Below are 13,860 nucleotides of genomic sequence, written 5' to 3' on the forward strand. Positions count from 1 at the left end.
TGGGGCGGATCCTTGGGCTAGAGGTCGCGGTGGCGGACCTGGACGTTTTTCAGGGATTTCTGCAGCAACTGGCCAAGGCGTTCGGTGATGTACACCGAGCGGTGGTGGCCACCCGTGCAGCCGATGGCGATGGTCACATAAGCGCGATTGCTGGCGGCGAAACGGGGCAGCCACTTGAGCAGGTAGCTGGAAATGTCGTTGAACATTTCTTCGACATCGGGCTGTGCAGCCAGGTAGTCGACCACCGGCTGATCAAGGCCGGAGTGCTCGCGCAGCTCGGGCTTCCAGTAGGGGTTGGGCAGGCAGCGTACATCGAACACCAGGTCGGCATCGACCGGCATCCCGCGCTTGAAGCCGAACGACTCGACCAGGAACGCCGTGCCGGGTTCGGGTTGGTTGAGCAGGCGCAGCTTGATCGAGTCCCGCAACTGGTACAGGTTGAGGTTGGTGGTGTCGATCTTGAGGTCGGCCAGGTCTGCAATCGGCCCCAGCAAATCGCTTTCGACGCGGATGGCTTCGGCGAGCGAGCGGTCGGCGTTGGTCAGCGGGTGGCGTCGGCGGGTTTCCGAGAAACGCTTGAGCAGCACCTCTTCGTCGGCATCCAGGTACAGCACGTCGCACTGGATGTGCCGGGCACGGGCTTCTTCAAGCAGTTCCGGGAAGCGCGTCAGGTGGCTGGGCAGGTTGCGTGCGTCAATAGACACGGCCACCTTGGGTTGCAGCAATTCGGTATTGATCAGTGCGTTTTCCGCCAGCTGCGGCAGCAGCCCGGCGGGCAGGTTGTCAATACAGTAAAAACCGTTGTCTTCCAGGACATCGAGGGCGGTGCTCTTGCCGGAGCCGGACCGGCCGCTGACGATGATCAGGCGCATGTTCAGTGCTCGTTCTGTACGTCCAGGACAACCTGGAACAGGGCGTCACTGCTGGTGGCCGCACGCAGGCGATCACGGACCTCCTTGCGATCGAGCATGCTGGCAATCTGGCGCAGCAGTTCCAGGTGGGCATCGGTGGCGGCTTCAGGCACCAGCAGGACGAACAGCAGGTCCACCGGCGCGCCATCGATGGCGTCGTAATCGATAGGGGCTTCCAGGTGCAGCAGGGCGCTGACCGGTGCCGAGCATCCTTCAAGCCGGCAGTGCGGGATGGCAATGCCATTGCCGAAACCGGTCGACCCGAGTTTTTCCCGGGCGACCAGTTTTTCGAAGACGTCTTGCATCTCCAGTTCTGGCACTTGATCGGCGATGACGTTGGCGACCTTTTCAAGGGCGCGCTTCTTGCTGCCGCCCGACACGTTCACAAGTGAACGGCCGGGGGTCAGGATGGTTTCAAGTCGGATCATGGATGAGGGGGATCAGCGGGCAGCTGCACCTTGCAGCAGGCTTTGCTGTTTTTCCTTGTGTTTTTTCAATTGGCGGTCGAGCTTGTCGGCCATGGCGTCGATCGCTGCATACATGTCTTGGTCTTCGGCATTGGCAACCACCTCGCCGCCAGGAATCTGCAGGGTCGCTTCGACTTTCTGCTGCAGCTTCTCGACTTTCAGGATGACCTGGGCGTTGGTGATCTTGTCAAAGTGCCCCTCCACGCGAGCCAGCTTTTCAAGCACGTACTCACGCAGTGGTTCGGTGACTTCTACATGGTGTCCACTGATGTTGACTTGCATACAGCTTCTCCTTTGTTGCCCGTGCATAAAGAGGCAGGTCTTGCACCTGCCCCAGAAACGCTGTGGCACATCCCAGGGGCTACATCAGTCGCTTGCGCTCGCTCGACGGTGCGATGCCGAGAGACTCGCGGTACTTGGCGACGGTGCGACGGGCTACCTGGATGCCTTGTGCCTCCAGTAAACCAGCGATCTTGCTGTCACTCAATGGCTTTTTCTGATTTTCCGCCGCAACCAGTTTCTTGATGATCGCGCGAATCGCTGTGGACGAGCATTCTCCGCCTTCGGAGGTGCTGACGTGGCTGGAGAAAAAGTATTTCAGTTCGTAGATGCCACGCGGCGTGTGCATGTATTTCTGCGTGGTCACCCGCGAAATGGTCGACTCGTGCATGCCCACCGCTTCGGCGATGTCATGCAGCACCAAGGGCTTCATGGCTTCATCGCCGTGGTCGAGGAAACCACGCTGGTGTTCGACGATTTGCGTGGCAACCTTCATCAGGGTTTCGTTGCGGCTTTGCAGGCTCTTGATGAACCAGCGCGCCTCCTGCAGCTGGTTGCGCATGAAGGTGTTGTCGGCGCTGGTGTCGGCGCGGCGCACGAAGCCTGCGTATTGCGGGTTGACGCGCAGGCGCGGGATGGCCTCCTGGTTCAGTTCGACCAGCCAGCGCTCGCTGTCCTTGCGCACGATCACGTCGGGCACCACGTATTCAGGCTCGCTGGACTCGATCTGCGAACCAGGCCGCGGGTTGAGGCTTTGCACCAGCTCGATGACCTGGCGCAGCTCGTCTTCCTTGATTTTCATGCGCCGCATAAGCTGGCTGTAGTCACGGCTGCCGAGCAGGTCGATGAAGTCGCTGACCAGACGCTTGGCTTCGGTCATCCACGGCGTGCTGGCGGGCAGTTGGCGCAGTTGCAGCAACAGACACTCGCCGAGGTTGCGGGCGCCGACGCCGGCTGGCTCGAACTGCTGGATGCGGTGCAGTACCGCTTCGACTTCGTCCAGCTCGATGTCCAGCTCCGGGTCGAACCCGGCGCAGATCTCCTCGAGAGTGTCTTCCAGGTAGCCCTGGCCGTTGATGCTGTCGATCAGGGTGACGGCGATCAGGCGATCGGTGTCGGACATCGGCGCCAGGTTGAGCTGCCACAGCAGGTGGCTTTGCAGGCTTTCGCCGACAGAGGTGCGGGTAGTGAAGTCCCACTCGTCGTCATCGTTGCTCGGCAGGCTGCTGGCGCTGGTCTGGTAGATGTCTTCCCAGGCGGTGTCGACCGGAAGCTCGTTGGGGATGCGTTCGCTCCACTCACCTTCTTCCGGGTTGTCGACAGTGACGGTGCTTTCCTGGAAGTTGTTGTCCTGGGCTTCGGCAGTCGGCTTGTTCTCGGCGTTATCCGCCATCGGGTCGCCGTTGTCGAAGTCCTCGCCGTCTTCCTGACGTTCGAGCATCGGGTTCGACTCCAGCGCTTCCTGGATTTCCTGTTGGAGGTCCAGGGTGGAAAGCTGGAGCAAGCGGATGGCCTGTTGCAACTGCGGTGTCATCGTCAGTTGCTGGCCCATTTTTAGGACGAGCGATGGTTTCATGGCAGGGGCTTAATACCTTGTTCGCCGGCGCGCATGCGCCATCCACTACACGAGGGCGCCGGGGCGCCAGATCAAGCAAGTTTTATGCCTTAAATTGTAGCGTTTGCCTAGAGCACCGTAACAACTTTACCCCCGGTTGCAGGGCTGTCTGGCGGTGCTCCAGGCGCGTTCCGGGGTCAGAGCCGGAACTCGTGACCCAGGTAGACTTCCTTGACCAGTTCGTTGGCCAGGATGGTTTCGGCATCACCTTCGGCGATCAGCCGGCCATCGTTGACGATATAGGCGGTTTCGCAGATATCCAGTGTCTCGCGCACGTTGTGGTCGGTGATCAGCACACCGATACCCTTGGCCTTGAGGTGGTGGATGATCTGCTTGATGTCGCCGACCGAGATCGGGTCGACGCCGGCGAACGGTTCGTCCAGCAGGATGAATTTGGGTGCGGTCGCCAGGGCGCGGGCAATTTCCACCCGGCGGCGCTCACCGCCGGACAGGCTCATGCCGAGGTTGTCGCGGATATGGCTGATATGGAATTCCTGCAGCAGGCTTTCCAGCTCTTTGCGCCGGCCGTCGCGGTCGAGGTCCTTGCGGGTCTCGAGGATGGCCATGATGTTGTCCGCCACCGACAGCTTGCGGAAGATCGAGGCTTCCTGCGGCAGGTAGCCGATACCGGCGCGTGCGCGACCGTGCATGGGCTGGTGGCTGACGTCGAGGTTGTCGATCAGCACGCGCCCCTGTTCGGCCTGGACCAGGCCGACGATCATGTAGAAGCAGGTGGTCTTGCCGGCGCCGTTGGGGCCGAGCAGGCCGACGATCTGGCCGCTGTCGATCGACAGGCTGACATCACGCACGACCTGCCGCCCCTTGTAGCTCTTGGCCAGGTGCTGGGCTTTGAGGGTTGCCATTTACTCGGCCTTCTTCTTGGGCTGGATCACCATGTCGATACGCTGACGTGGCTGGGTCACATTGCCACCGCGCCCGGCAGTCGCCACCTGGCTCTTGGTGTTGTAGACGATCTTCTCGCCTTCGGTGGTGTTGCCCTCGTTCTCGACCTTGGCGCGGTCGGTGAGGATCACGGTGTCTTTTTGCGCCTGGTACTGGATGGTGACTGCCCAGCCTTTCATCTTGTCGGGCTTGGCAGCACTCTGTTGCTGCTCGAAGTAGGCCAGGTTGCCAACCGAGGTGACGACGTCGATGTCGCCATTGCTCGCGCGGGTCATGGTCACCGTGTTGCCTTTGATCATCATCGAGCCTTGGGTAATGATCACGTCACCGGTATAGGTGGCCACACCCTGCTTGTCATCCAGGTGTGCGTTGTCGGCCTGGATGCGAATAGGCTGATCACGGTCATTCGGCAGGGCGAAGGCGCTCGCGGTTCCCAGTGCTGCGCTCAGGCTGAGCAAAAGGGGGAGGGTTTTAACGAGCCTCATACTGTCCTCTTACGTTAGAGAGCAGGTCCATCCTGCCTTCTTTCAAATAGGCTTTCATGCCCTTGCCCGTGGTTGTCCCACCGGCGCCGTCGATTCTAACGGCTTGCTCGGTCTGAGCATATTGCTTCTGTGGAAATACGGTCATGCGCGAACTGGTAATAATCGTTTCGCGTTGCTTCTCGTCGGTGCGTGCCACACGTACCTTGTCGATCAGTTCGACCTCGGTACCGTCCGGATTCACCTCGGCGCGCACGCTTTGTACGTGCCACGGGTATTCGGTGCCGCGGTACAGGCGCAGGTCCGGGGTGGTCACCAGGGTGACTTCGCTGGCCTTTACATGCTCGACCTTGTCGGCGGTCATTTCGTACTGCAGCTTGCCGTCAGGCAGGAACTGCACACTGTGCGCGTTGATCGCATAGTAGTCGATGGCGCTTTCGTCGACCTGGGCCACCGGCTGGTCGAGGAAGCTTTCCGGGCTGACGTTCCAGTAACCGATGGCTGCCAGTACGGCGGCGATCACCGTCAGCAGCGCGATATTGCGGAGTTTCTTGCTGAACATGGGCAGCCTTACAGGTAGTTGGCGTTGGCAGCGTCCAGGGTGCCCTGGGCCTGCATGATCAGTTCGCAGAACTCGCGGGCGGCACCTTCGCCGCCGCGAGCCTGGGTCACGCCATGGGCGTGCTGGCGAACAAACGGCGCGGCGCTGGCTACCGCCATGCCCAGGCCTACCCGGCGAATCACCGGCAGGTCGGGCAGGTCATCGCCAAGGTAGGCGACCTGTTCATAGCTTAGGCCCAGTTCGGCGAGCAGGCCGTCGAGTACCACCAATTTGTCTTCGCGGCCCTGGAAAAGGTGCGGGATGCCGAGGTTGCTGGCCCGGCGTTCGACCACCGGGGTCTTGCGGCCGCTGATGATCGCGGTGGTTACGCCCGAGGCCATGAGCATCTTGATGCCCTGGCCGTCGAGGGTGTTGAAGGTCTTGAATTCGCTGCCGTCCTCGAGGAAGTACAGGCGGCCATCGGTCAGTACGCCATCGACGTCGAACACCGCGAGTTTGATGGCCTTGCCACGTTGCATCAGGTTCTGACTCATTCCATCGCTCCTTACAGCACGCCGGCGCGCAGCAGGTCGTGCATGTTGAGGGCGCCGGTCGGTCGGTCTTCGTGGTCCACGACCACCAGCGCGTTGATCTTGTGGTCTTCCATTATTTTCAAGGCCTCGGCGGCGAGCATCTCCGCGCGGGCGGTCTTGCCATGCACCGTCATCACCTGGTCGATCAGGGTGGTGTGCACATCGATGTTGCGGTCCAGGCTGCGGCGCAGGTCGCCGTCGGTGAAAATCCCGGCCAGCTTGCCGTCAGCTTCGACGACCACGGTCATGCCGAGGCCCTTGCGGGACATTTCCACCAGCGCATCCTTCAGCAGGGTGCCGCGCTGCACCTGAGGCAGTTCACCCCCGGCGTGCATGACGTTCTCTACCTTGAGCAGCAAGCGCCGCCCAAGTGCGCCGCCAGGGTGCGAGAAGGCGAAGTCTTCTGCGGTGAAGCCGCGCGCCTCCAGCAGAGCGATGGCCAGGGCGTCGCCCAGTACCAGTGCTGCGGTGGTGGAGGAGGTGGGCGCCAGGTTCAACGGGCAGGCCTCCTGCGCGACCCTGGCATCGAGGTTGACATCCGCTGCCTGGGCCAGGGTGGAGTCCGGGTTGCCGGTCAGGCTGATCAGCTTGATGCCCAGGCGCTTGATCAGCGGCACCAGGGTGACGATCTCGGCGGTGCTGCCGGAGTTCGACAGCGCCAGGATGATATCGCTGCCGGTGATCATGCCCATGTCGCCATGGCTGGCTTCGGCAGGGTGCACGAAGAACGCCGGTGTGCCAGTGCTGGCCAGGGTGGCGGCGATCTTGTTGCCGATGTGCCCGGATTTGCCCATGCCCAGCACCACGACCCTGCCCTCGCTAGCCAGGATGATTTCGCAGGCTTTGACAAAGTGTTGGTCGATGCGCGCCAGCAGGCCCTCGACGGCCTCGAGTTCCAGGCGCACGGTGCGCTGGGCGGATTGAATCAGCTCGCTGGATTGGCTCATGTCGAAAACGCAGTGCCTGATGAAAAGGCGGCGATTATAGCCGCAATGGAAGAAACCCTCACGCTTTCGATTGCCGTGAAGAATGTCAGGCCAGCCTGTCGCAGCGCTGAACGACTCGTTGCCCGCCCTTGGGGCGGCGCTGTCAGCGGTGCTATAGTTCGCCGCTATTCGGCCTGTCAGGGGTGCGTGTGCCTTCCAGATGGAGGCCGGCGTCCATTAGGACGAGGCTGCACTAGCAAGGAGTCTAGATGAGTGTGGATAGCGCCTACGCGGTCGAGTTGAAGGGGGTTACCTTCAAACGTGGTTCGCGCAGCATTTTCAGCAACGTCGACATTCGCATCCCGCGCGGCAAGGTCACCGGCATCATGGGGCCATCGGGTTGCGGCAAGACCACGTTGCTCCGGTTGATGGGCGCCCAGTTGCGCCCGTCCAGCGGTGAGGTATGGGTTGCCGGGCAGAACCTGCCGACCCTGTCGCGCAGCGATCTGTTCGATGCCCGCAAGCACATGGGTGTGCTGTTCCAGAGCGGTGCGCTGTTCACCGACCTCGATGTCTTCGAGAACGTCGCGTTCCCGCTGCGCGTGCATACCCAGCTGTCGGACGAAATGATCCGTGACATCGTGTTGATGAAACTGCAGGCCGTCGGCCTGCGCGGCGCCATCGACCTGATGCCTGACGAGCTTTCCGGTGGCATGAAGCGCCGGGTGGCGCTGGCCCGGGCAATTGCCCTGGACCCGCAGATCCTCATGTACGACGAACCGTTCGTCGGCCAGGACCCGATCGCAATGGGCGTGCTGGTGCGGCTGATTCGCCTGCTCAACGATGCCCTGGGCATCACCAGCATCGTCGTTTCGCATGACCTGGCGGAAACCGCCAGCATTGCCGACTACATCTACGTGGTGGGTGACGGCCAGGTGCTGGGCCAGGGTACGCCTGACGAGCTGATGGGCTCGGATAACCCGCGTATCCGCCAGTTCATGAAGGGTGACCCGGATGGCCCGGTACCTTTCCACTTTCCTGCGCCTGACTACCGCGCCGACCTGCTGGGGGCGCGTTGATGCGCAGAAAATCCTTACTCGAACGTGTCCGCCTGCTGGGCCGCTCGGCAATCGACGTGCTGGCAGTGCTGGGGCGTTCCTGCCTGTTCCTGTTCCATGCGCTGGTCGGGCGTGGCGGCATTGGTGGTGGCTTCCAGCTGCTGACCAGGCAGCTGTATTCGGTTGGTGTGCTGTCGCTGGCGATCGTCGTCGTGTCCGGGGTGTTCATCGGCATGGTGCTGGCGCTGCAGGGCTACAGCATCCTGACCAAGTACGGCTCGGAGCAGGCGGTAGGGCAGATGGTGGCCCTGACCCTGCTGCGTGAGCTTGGCCCGGTGGTGACGGCGTTGCTGTTCGCCGGCCGTGCGGGGTCTGCGCTGACCGCCGAAATCGGCAACATGAAGTCCACCGAGCAGCTGTCGAGCCTGGAAATGATCGGCGTCGACCCGCTCAAGTACATCGTCGCGCCCCGCCTGTGGGCCGGTTTCATCTCGCTGCCGCTGCTGGCGCTGATCTTCAGCGTGGTCGGTATCTGGGGTGGCTCGTGGGTGGCCGTGGACTGGCTGGGCGTCTACGAGGGTTCGTTCTGGGCCAACATGCAGAACAGTGTTTCGTTTACCGACGACGTGCTCAACGGGCTGCTCAAGAGCCTGGTGTTCGCCTTCGTCACGACCTGGATCGCCGTATTCCAGGGGTACGACTGTGAGCCCACCTCAGAAGGGATCAGCCGTGCCACCACCAAGACCGTGGTCTATGCCTCGTTGGCAGTGCTGGGTCTGGACTTTATTCTGACCGCCTTGATGTTTGGAGATTTCTGATGCAAAACCGCACCCTGGAAATCGGTGTCGGCCTGTTCCTCCTGGCCGGGATCCTGGCGCTGCTGCTGCTGGCCCTGCGTGTCAGCGGGCTGTCGGCCAGCCCGAGCAGCGATACCTATAAAGTTTATGCCTACTTCGACAATATCGCCGGTTTGACGGTCAGAGCTAAAGTGACCATGGCCGGTGTGACCATCGGCAAGGTCACCGCCATCGATCTGGACCGTGATTCCTACACCGGTCGGGTAACCCTGCAGCTGGACAAGTCGGTTGACAACCTGCCGACCGACTCCACTGCCTCGATCCTGACCGCCGGCTTGCTTGGCGAAAAGTACATCGGCATCAGCGTGGGCGGCGAAGACGAAGTGCTCAAGGACGGTGCGACCATCCACGACACCCAGTCGGCACTGGTGCTGGAAGATCTGATTGGCAAGTTCTTGCTCAACTCTGTTGGCAAGGAACCGAAAGAAGCGCAACCGGCTAATTAAGGAGTTTCCATGATTTCGATCCTGCGACGTGGCCTGCTGGTCCTGCTGGCGGCTTTCCCTTTGCTGGCGTTGGCCGCCCAAACGCCTCATGACGTGGTTCAGAGCACGACCAACGAGTTGCTTGGTGACCTCAAGGCCAACAAGGAACAGTACAAGTCCAACCCCAGTGCTTTCTATGATTCCCTGAATCGTATCCTCGGCCCGGTGGTGGACGCAGACGGTATTTCCCGCAGCATCATGACCGTCAAGTACTCGCGCAAGGCCACCCCGGAGCAGATGCAGCGCTTCCAGGAAAACTTCAAGCGCAGCCTGATGCAGTTCTATGGCAACGCGCTGCTGGAGTACAACAACCAGGGTATCGTGGTTGATCCGGCCAAGGCCGATGACGGCAAGCGTGCCAGTGTCGGCATGAAGGTTACCGGCAACAACGGTGCCGTGTACCCGGTGCAGTACACCCTGGAGAACATCTCCGGCGAGTGGAAGGTGCGTAACGTCATCGTCAACGGCATCAATATCGGCAAGCTGTTCCGCGACCAGTTTGCCGACGCCATGCAGCGCAACGGCAACGACCTGGACAAGACCATCGATGGCTGGGCCGGCGAAGTGGCCAAGGCCAAGCAGACCGCCGACAGCTCGCCAGAGAAGACCGTCAAATGAGTGAAGCCGCTGTAAGCATGGCCGAGCCGGGCGTGCTGCGCCTGGCCGGTGTGCTGGACTATCGCAGCGGGCCGGCCCTGCGCAAGCAGGGCAAGGCACTGATCGCGGCCAGTGCTGAGGCACAGCTGGTGCTCGATTGCACGGCGGTGCAGCACTCCACCAGCGTCGGCCTTTCGCTGCTGCTGGCATTCGTGCGTGACGCCCAGGCCGCCGGCAAGGGCTGCCTGGTACGTGGCATGCCCGACGACATGCGGGAAATTGCCGGGGTCTATGACCTCGATGAAGTGCTGGCAACCTGATGGCCCGGCACGGATGATGGCCCCTCGGTCAGCGAAGCCCTCGTTGGGCTTCGCAGGCGAGGGGCTTTTTTGTATGATGGCCGACCCGTGCGCATCGGGCGCCGATTGAGGTTGAGCATGCAGGCCGTAGAAGTTAAAAGCTTCCTTGAAGAAAAATTGCCCGGTTCCCGGGTCGAAGTTGAAGGCGAAGGCTGCAACTTCCAGTTGAACGTGATCAGCGACGAGTTGGCTGGCCTGAGCCCGGTCAAACGTCAGCAGGCGATCTATGCTCACCTGAACCCGTGGATCGCCAATGGCAGCATCCATGCGGTAACCATGAAATTTTTCAGCAGCGCAGCCTGGGCTGAGCGCACCTGAGCCAACTTGGCGGCGAGACTCCAATGGACAAACTGATTATTACTGGCGGCCCTCGTCTTGACGGCGAGATCCGCATTTCGGGCGCGAAGAACGCAGCCCTGCCGATCCTGGCAGCGACCCTGCTGGCTGACGGCCCGGTAACCGTGGGCAACCTGCCACACCTGCACGACATCACCACCATGATCGAGCTGTTCGGTCGCATGGGCATCGAGCCTGTGATCGACGAAAAGCTCGCGGTGGAGATCGACCCACGCACCATCAAGACCCTGGTCGCGCCGTATGAGCTGGTCAAGACCATGCGCGCCTCGATCCTGGTGCTGGGCCCGATGGTCGCCCGTTTCGGCGAGGCCGAAGTGGCCCTGCCAGGTGGTTGCGCCATTGGCTCGCGCCCGGTCGACCTGCACATCCGCGGCCTTGAGGCCATGGGTGCGAAGATCGATGTCGAAGCCGGCTACATCAAGGCCAAGGCGCCTGAGGGTGGCCTGCGCGGTGCGCACTTCTTCTTCGACACCGTCAGCGTGACCGGTACCGAGAACATCATGATGGCCGCTGCCTTGGCCAAAGGCCGCAGCGTGCTGCAGAACGCTGCGCGCGAGCCTGAAGTGGTCGATCTGGCCAACTTCATCAACGCCATGGGCGGCAAGGTTCAAGGCGCGGGTACCGACACCATCACCATCGATGGCGTAGAGCGCCTGCACTCGGCCACCTATCGCGTGATGCCGGACCGTATCGAAACCGGTACCTACCTGGTTGCCGCTGCCGTGACCGGTGGCCGCGTCAAGGTCAAGGACACTGACCCGACCATCCTTGAAGCCGTGCTGGAAAAGCTCAAGGAAGCGGGCGCCGACATCAATACCGGCGAAGACTGGATCGAACTGGACATGCACGGCAAGCGGCCCAAAGCCGTCAACCTGCGTACCGCACCGTACCCGGCCTTCCCGACCGACATGCAGGCGCAGTTCATCTCGCTGAACGCCATCGCCGAAGGCACTGGCGCGGTGATCGAGACCATCTTTGAAAACCGCTTCATGCATGTGTACGAAATGCACCGCATGGGCGCGCAGATCCAGGTCGAAGGCAACACGGCCATCGTCACTGGCGTCAAGACGCTGAAGGGTGCCCCGGTAATGGCAACCGACCTGCGTGCTTCCGCCAGCCTGGTGCTGTCTGCGCTGGTGGCCGAAGGCGACACCCTGATCGATCGCATCTACCACATTGACCGTGGTTACGAGTGCATCGAAGAAAAACTGCAGATGCTCGGCGCGAAAATCCGCCGCGTACCGGGCTAGTAGCCCGCTGGTGCAAGGATGCACCTGATGAATTGAATGCGGTCGGGCTCAACGCCCGGCCGGCAGTAGCCGCTTAAGGACCGACGTTCCAATGTTGACCATCGCGCTTTCCAAAGGCCGTATTCTCGACGACACCCTGCCATTGCTGGCCGAGGCCGGTATTGTACCGACCGAGAACCCGGACAAGAGCCGCAAGCTGATCATCCCCACCACGCAGGACGACGTGCGCCTGCTGATCGTGCGTGCCACCGACGTGCCAACCTACGTCGAGCATGGTGCCGCCGACCTTGGCGTGGCCGGCAAGGACGTGCTGATGGAATACGGCGGCCAGGGCCTGTACGAGCCCCTGGACCTGCAGATTGCCTGCTGCAAGCTGATGACCGCTGGCGTGGTGGGTGCACCCGAGCCCAAGGGCCGTCTGCGGGTGGCCACCAAGTTCGTCAACGTAGCCAAGCGCTACTACGCCGAACAGGGCCGCCAGGTCGATATCATCAAGCTGTACGGCTCGATGGAGCTGGCGCCGCTGATCAACCTCGCCGACAAGATCATCGACGTGGTCGACACTGGCAACACCCTGCGTGCCAACGGCCTCGAACCCCAGGAAATGATCGCCACGATCAGCTCGCGCCTGGTGGTCAACAAGGCCTCGATGAAAATGCAGCACGCTCGTATCCAGAGCCTGATCGACACCCTGCGTAAAGCTGTCGAATCGCGACACCGCGGCTGACTCCTGAGCGCGACCTTCGCTGTCGCGCCCGTCTATCCGCGTCATAGCCACTTTTCTCGGGTGCCCGCGCGGATGGACTGGTAGCCTAGGGCGCCTGAGCATTCGCTAATAATCGAGGCCCTCGCCATGACCGTGTCCACTGCAATTGCCCGTCTCAACGCTGCTGATCCGGATTTCGCCCGACATCTGGATCATCTGCTGAGCTGGGAAAGTGTGTCCGATGACGCGGTCAACCAGCGCGTGCTCGACATCATCAAGGCCGTGCGCGAGCGCGGCGATGCGGCGCTGGTGGAGTTCACCCAGCGTTTTGACGCTGTTGCCGCCACCTGTATCGATGACCTGATCCTCGGCCGTGAGCGTCTGGAGCTGGCCCTGACCCGCATCACCGCGGCCCAGCGCGAAGCGTTGGAAAAGGCCGCCAACCGTGTGCGCATGTACCACGAGCGGCAAAAGCAGGACTCCTGGCAGTACACCGAAGCCGACGGCACTGTGCTTGGCCAGAAGGTGACACCGCTGGACCGCGCCGGCCTGTATGTGCCTGGCGGCAAGGCGTCGTACCCGTCGTCGGTGTTGATGAACGCCATTCCGGCCAAGGTCGCCGGCGTGCCGGAAGTGGTGATGGTGGTGCCGACCCCGCGTGGCGAGGTCAATGAGCTGGTGCTGGCGGCTGCCTGCATCGCCGGTGTCGACCGGGTGTTCACCGTCGGTGGCGCCCAGGCCGTGGCTGCACTGGCCTACGGCACCGAAAGCGTGCCACAGGTAGACAAGATCGTCGGCCCCGGCAACATCTATGTCGCCACCGCCAAGCGCCACGTGTTCGGCCAGGTCGGTATCGACATGATTGCCGGCCCGTCGGAAATCCTCGTGGTATGCGACGGCCAGACCGACCCGGACTGGATCGCCATGGACCTGTTCTCCCAGGCCGAGCACGACGAAGACGCCCAGGCCATCCTGGTCAGCCCGGATGCCGGTTTCCTCGACCGCGTTGCTGCCAGCATCGACAAGCTGATGCCAACCATGGAGCGTGCCGAAATCATCGAGAAGTCGATCAATGGCCGCGGTGCGCTGATCCAGGTGCGTGACATGCAGCAGGCGATCGAAGTGGCCAACCGCATCGCACCGGAGCACCTGGAGCTGTCGGTGGCCGACCCGCAGGCTTGGCTGCCGCACATCCGCCATGCCGGCGCGATCTTCATGGGCCGCCACACCAGCGAAGCGCTGGGTGACTACTGTGCCGGCCCCAACCACGTATTGCCTACCTCGGGCACCGCGCGGTTCTCGTCGCCACTGGGGGTATATGACTTCCAGAAGCGTTCGTCGATCATCTTCTGCTCCGAGCAGGGCGCGTCCGAGCTGGGCCACACTGCATCGGTGCTGGCCCGTGGCGAGTCGCTGACCGCCCACGCCCGCAGTGCTGAATACCGCATCCTGACCCAAGAGAAGGGGAACTGAG

General features: G+C 62.0%; 18 protein-coding genes. 9 read left to right on the forward strand and 9 right to left on the reverse strand.

Annotation, left to right across the window (positions count from 1 at the left end):
- Positions 1 to 17: 17 nt before the first annotated feature.
- The 9 genes from rapZ to AC5O5R_RS04600 all read right to left on the reverse strand — a co-directional run bounded on the left by rapZ (position 18) and on the right by AC5O5R_RS04600 (position 6,738).
- A complete protein-coding gene (gene rapZ / locus AC5O5R_RS04560; protein WP_172232862.1) occupies positions 18 to 872 on the reverse strand; it encodes an RNase adapter RapZ in 855 nt (284 codons plus the stop codon).
- A 2-nt stretch (positions 873 to 874) separates the two neighbouring features.
- On the reverse strand, positions 875 to 1,339 hold the full coding sequence (gene ptsN / locus AC5O5R_RS04565) for a PTS IIA-like nitrogen regulatory protein PtsN (protein ID WP_172286875.1): 465 nt from the start codon (positions 1,337 to 1,339) through the stop codon (positions 875 to 877).
- A gap of 12 nt (positions 1,340 to 1,351) precedes the next feature.
- Entirely contained in the window at positions 1,352 to 1,660 is a 309-nt protein-coding gene (gene hpf / locus AC5O5R_RS04570; RefSeq protein WP_172232868.1) for a ribosome hibernation-promoting factor, HPF/YfiA family, read from the reverse strand.
- A gap of 79 nt (positions 1,661 to 1,739) precedes the next feature.
- Positions 1,740 to 3,233, reverse strand: coding sequence for an RNA polymerase factor sigma-54 (locus AC5O5R_RS04575; protein ID WP_494512125.1), 1,494 nt, complete (start codon positions 3,231 to 3,233; stop codon positions 1,740 to 1,742).
- 176 nt (positions 3,234 to 3,409) lie between these two features.
- Complete coding sequence (gene lptB / locus AC5O5R_RS04580; protein ID WP_010952146.1) at positions 3,410 to 4,135, reverse strand: LPS export ABC transporter ATP-binding protein; 726 nt, start codon at positions 4,133 to 4,135, stop codon at positions 3,410 to 3,412.
- Entirely contained in the window at positions 4,136 to 4,660 is a 525-nt protein-coding gene (lptA, locus tag AC5O5R_RS04585) for a lipopolysaccharide transport periplasmic protein LptA (protein WP_172219174.1), read from the reverse strand.
- Positions 4,647 to 5,219: an LPS export ABC transporter periplasmic protein LptC gene (gene lptC / locus AC5O5R_RS04590; RefSeq protein ID WP_172219176.1), complete on the reverse strand. Its 573-nt coding sequence runs from the start codon at positions 5,217 to 5,219 to the stop codon at positions 4,647 to 4,649. The genes lptA and lptC overlap by 14 nt, the downstream gene beginning before the upstream one ends.
- Before the next feature lie 8 nt (positions 5,220 to 5,227).
- Positions 5,228 to 5,752, reverse strand: a complete 525-nt coding sequence (locus AC5O5R_RS04595) for a KdsC family phosphatase (RefSeq protein ID WP_172219178.1) — start codon at positions 5,750 to 5,752, stop codon at positions 5,228 to 5,230.
- 11 nt (positions 5,753 to 5,763) lie between these two features.
- Positions 5,764 to 6,738: a KpsF/GutQ family sugar-phosphate isomerase gene (locus AC5O5R_RS04600; protein WP_172219180.1), complete on the reverse strand. Its 975-nt coding sequence runs from the start codon at positions 6,736 to 6,738 to the stop codon at positions 5,764 to 5,766.
- 248 nt (positions 6,739 to 6,986) lie between these two features.
- Between AC5O5R_RS04600 and AC5O5R_RS04605 the strand changes: the two genes are divergently transcribed.
- The 9 genes from AC5O5R_RS04605 to hisD all read left to right on the forward strand — a co-directional run bounded on the left by AC5O5R_RS04605 (position 6,987) and on the right by hisD (position 13,859).
- A complete protein-coding gene (locus AC5O5R_RS04605; RefSeq protein WP_172219182.1) occupies positions 6,987 to 7,796 on the forward strand; it encodes an ATP-binding cassette domain-containing protein in 810 nt (269 codons plus the stop codon).
- Positions 7,796 to 8,593: a lipid asymmetry maintenance ABC transporter permease subunit MlaE gene (gene mlaE, locus AC5O5R_RS04610; protein WP_172219184.1), complete on the forward strand. Its 798-nt coding sequence runs from the start codon at positions 7,796 to 7,798 to the stop codon at positions 8,591 to 8,593. The genes AC5O5R_RS04605 and mlaE overlap by 1 nt, the downstream gene beginning before the upstream one ends.
- A complete protein-coding gene (gene mlaD / locus AC5O5R_RS04615) occupies positions 8,593 to 9,078 on the forward strand; it encodes an outer membrane lipid asymmetry maintenance protein MlaD (protein WP_010952152.1) in 486 nt (161 codons plus the stop codon). The genes mlaE and mlaD overlap by 1 nt, the downstream gene beginning before the upstream one ends.
- Positions 9,079 to 9,087: 9 nt before the next feature.
- On the forward strand, positions 9,088 to 9,735 hold the full coding sequence (locus AC5O5R_RS04620) for an MlaC/ttg2D family ABC transporter substrate-binding protein (protein WP_172219186.1): 648 nt from the start codon (positions 9,088 to 9,090) through the stop codon (positions 9,733 to 9,735).
- Positions 9,732 to 10,034 carry an STAS domain-containing protein gene (locus AC5O5R_RS04625; protein WP_172219188.1) on the forward strand — a complete coding sequence of 101 codons (303 nt, stop codon included), beginning with the start codon at positions 9,732 to 9,734 and terminating at the stop codon, positions 10,032 to 10,034. Before AC5O5R_RS04620 ends, AC5O5R_RS04625 begins: the two co-directional genes overlap by 4 nt.
- Positions 10,035 to 10,151: 117 nt before the next feature.
- Positions 10,152 to 10,391: a BolA family protein gene (locus AC5O5R_RS04630; RefSeq protein WP_003255121.1), complete on the forward strand. Its 240-nt coding sequence runs from the start codon at positions 10,152 to 10,154 to the stop codon at positions 10,389 to 10,391.
- Positions 10,392 to 10,414: 23 nt separating this feature from the next.
- Positions 10,415 to 11,680 (forward strand): UDP-N-acetylglucosamine 1-carboxyvinyltransferase, encoded by a 1,266-nt coding sequence (gene murA / locus AC5O5R_RS04635; protein ID WP_172219190.1) that lies wholly within the window; start codon positions 10,415 to 10,417, stop codon positions 11,678 to 11,680.
- 91 nt (positions 11,681 to 11,771) lie between these two features.
- A complete protein-coding gene (hisG, locus tag AC5O5R_RS04640; protein ID WP_033701084.1) occupies positions 11,772 to 12,407 on the forward strand; it encodes an ATP phosphoribosyltransferase in 636 nt (211 codons plus the stop codon).
- A gap of 126 nt (positions 12,408 to 12,533) precedes the next feature.
- Positions 12,534 to 13,859: a histidinol dehydrogenase gene (gene hisD, locus AC5O5R_RS04645; protein WP_172219192.1), complete on the forward strand. Its 1,326-nt coding sequence runs from the start codon at positions 12,534 to 12,536 to the stop codon at positions 13,857 to 13,859.
- The last annotated feature ends 1 nt before the right edge of the window (position 13,860 follow it).

Source organism: Pseudomonas sp. 8_5_2 (genome assembly GCF_059295255.1).

Excerpts from the sequence above, each read along its gene's own strand:
- rapZ (WP_172232862.1), bottom strand. The coding sequence starts at position 872 with ATGCGCCTGATCATCGTCAGCGGCCGGTCCGGCTCCGGCAAGAGCACC.
- ptsN (WP_172286875.1), bottom strand. The coding sequence starts at position 1,339 with ATGATCCGACTTGAAACCATCCTGACCCCCGGCCGTTCACTTGTGAAC.
- hpf (WP_172232868.1), bottom strand. The coding sequence starts at position 1,660 with ATGCAAGTCAACATCAGTGGACACCATGTAGAAGTCACCGAACCACTG.
- AC5O5R_RS04575 (WP_494512125.1), bottom strand. The coding sequence starts at position 3,233 with ATGAAACCATCGCTCGTCCTAAAAATGGGCCAGCAACTGACGATGACA.
- lptB (WP_010952146.1), bottom strand. The coding sequence starts at position 4,135 with ATGGCAACCCTCAAAGCCCAGCACCTGGCCAAGAGCTACAAGGGGCGG.
- lptA (WP_172219174.1), bottom strand. The coding sequence starts at position 4,660 with ATGAGGCTCGTTAAAACCCTCCCCCTTTTGCTCAGCCTGAGCGCAGCA.
- lptC (WP_172219176.1), bottom strand. The coding sequence starts at position 5,219 with ATGTTCAGCAAGAAACTCCGCAATATCGCGCTGCTGACGGTGATCGCC.
- AC5O5R_RS04595 (WP_172219178.1), bottom strand. The coding sequence starts at position 5,752 with ATGAGTCAGAACCTGATGCAACGTGGCAAGGCCATCAAACTCGCGGTG.
- AC5O5R_RS04600 (WP_172219180.1), bottom strand. The coding sequence starts at position 6,738 with ATGAGCCAATCCAGCGAGCTGATTCAATCCGCCCAGCGCACCGTGCGC.
- AC5O5R_RS04605 (WP_172219182.1), top strand. The coding sequence starts at position 6,987 with ATGAGTGTGGATAGCGCCTACGCGGTCGAGTTGAAGGGGGTTACCTTC.
- mlaE (WP_172219184.1), top strand. The coding sequence starts at position 7,796 with ATGCGCAGAAAATCCTTACTCGAACGTGTCCGCCTGCTGGGCCGCTCG.
- mlaD (WP_010952152.1), top strand. The coding sequence starts at position 8,593 with ATGCAAAACCGCACCCTGGAAATCGGTGTCGGCCTGTTCCTCCTGGCC.
- AC5O5R_RS04620 (WP_172219186.1), top strand. The coding sequence starts at position 9,088 with ATGATTTCGATCCTGCGACGTGGCCTGCTGGTCCTGCTGGCGGCTTTC.
- AC5O5R_RS04625 (WP_172219188.1), top strand. The coding sequence starts at position 9,732 with ATGAGTGAAGCCGCTGTAAGCATGGCCGAGCCGGGCGTGCTGCGCCTG.
- AC5O5R_RS04630 (WP_003255121.1), top strand. The coding sequence starts at position 10,152 with ATGCAGGCCGTAGAAGTTAAAAGCTTCCTTGAAGAAAAATTGCCCGGT.
- murA (WP_172219190.1), top strand. The coding sequence starts at position 10,415 with ATGGACAAACTGATTATTACTGGCGGCCCTCGTCTTGACGGCGAGATC.
- hisG (WP_033701084.1), top strand. The coding sequence starts at position 11,772 with ATGTTGACCATCGCGCTTTCCAAAGGCCGTATTCTCGACGACACCCTG.
- hisD (WP_172219192.1), top strand. The coding sequence starts at position 12,534 with ATGACCGTGTCCACTGCAATTGCCCGTCTCAACGCTGCTGATCCGGAT.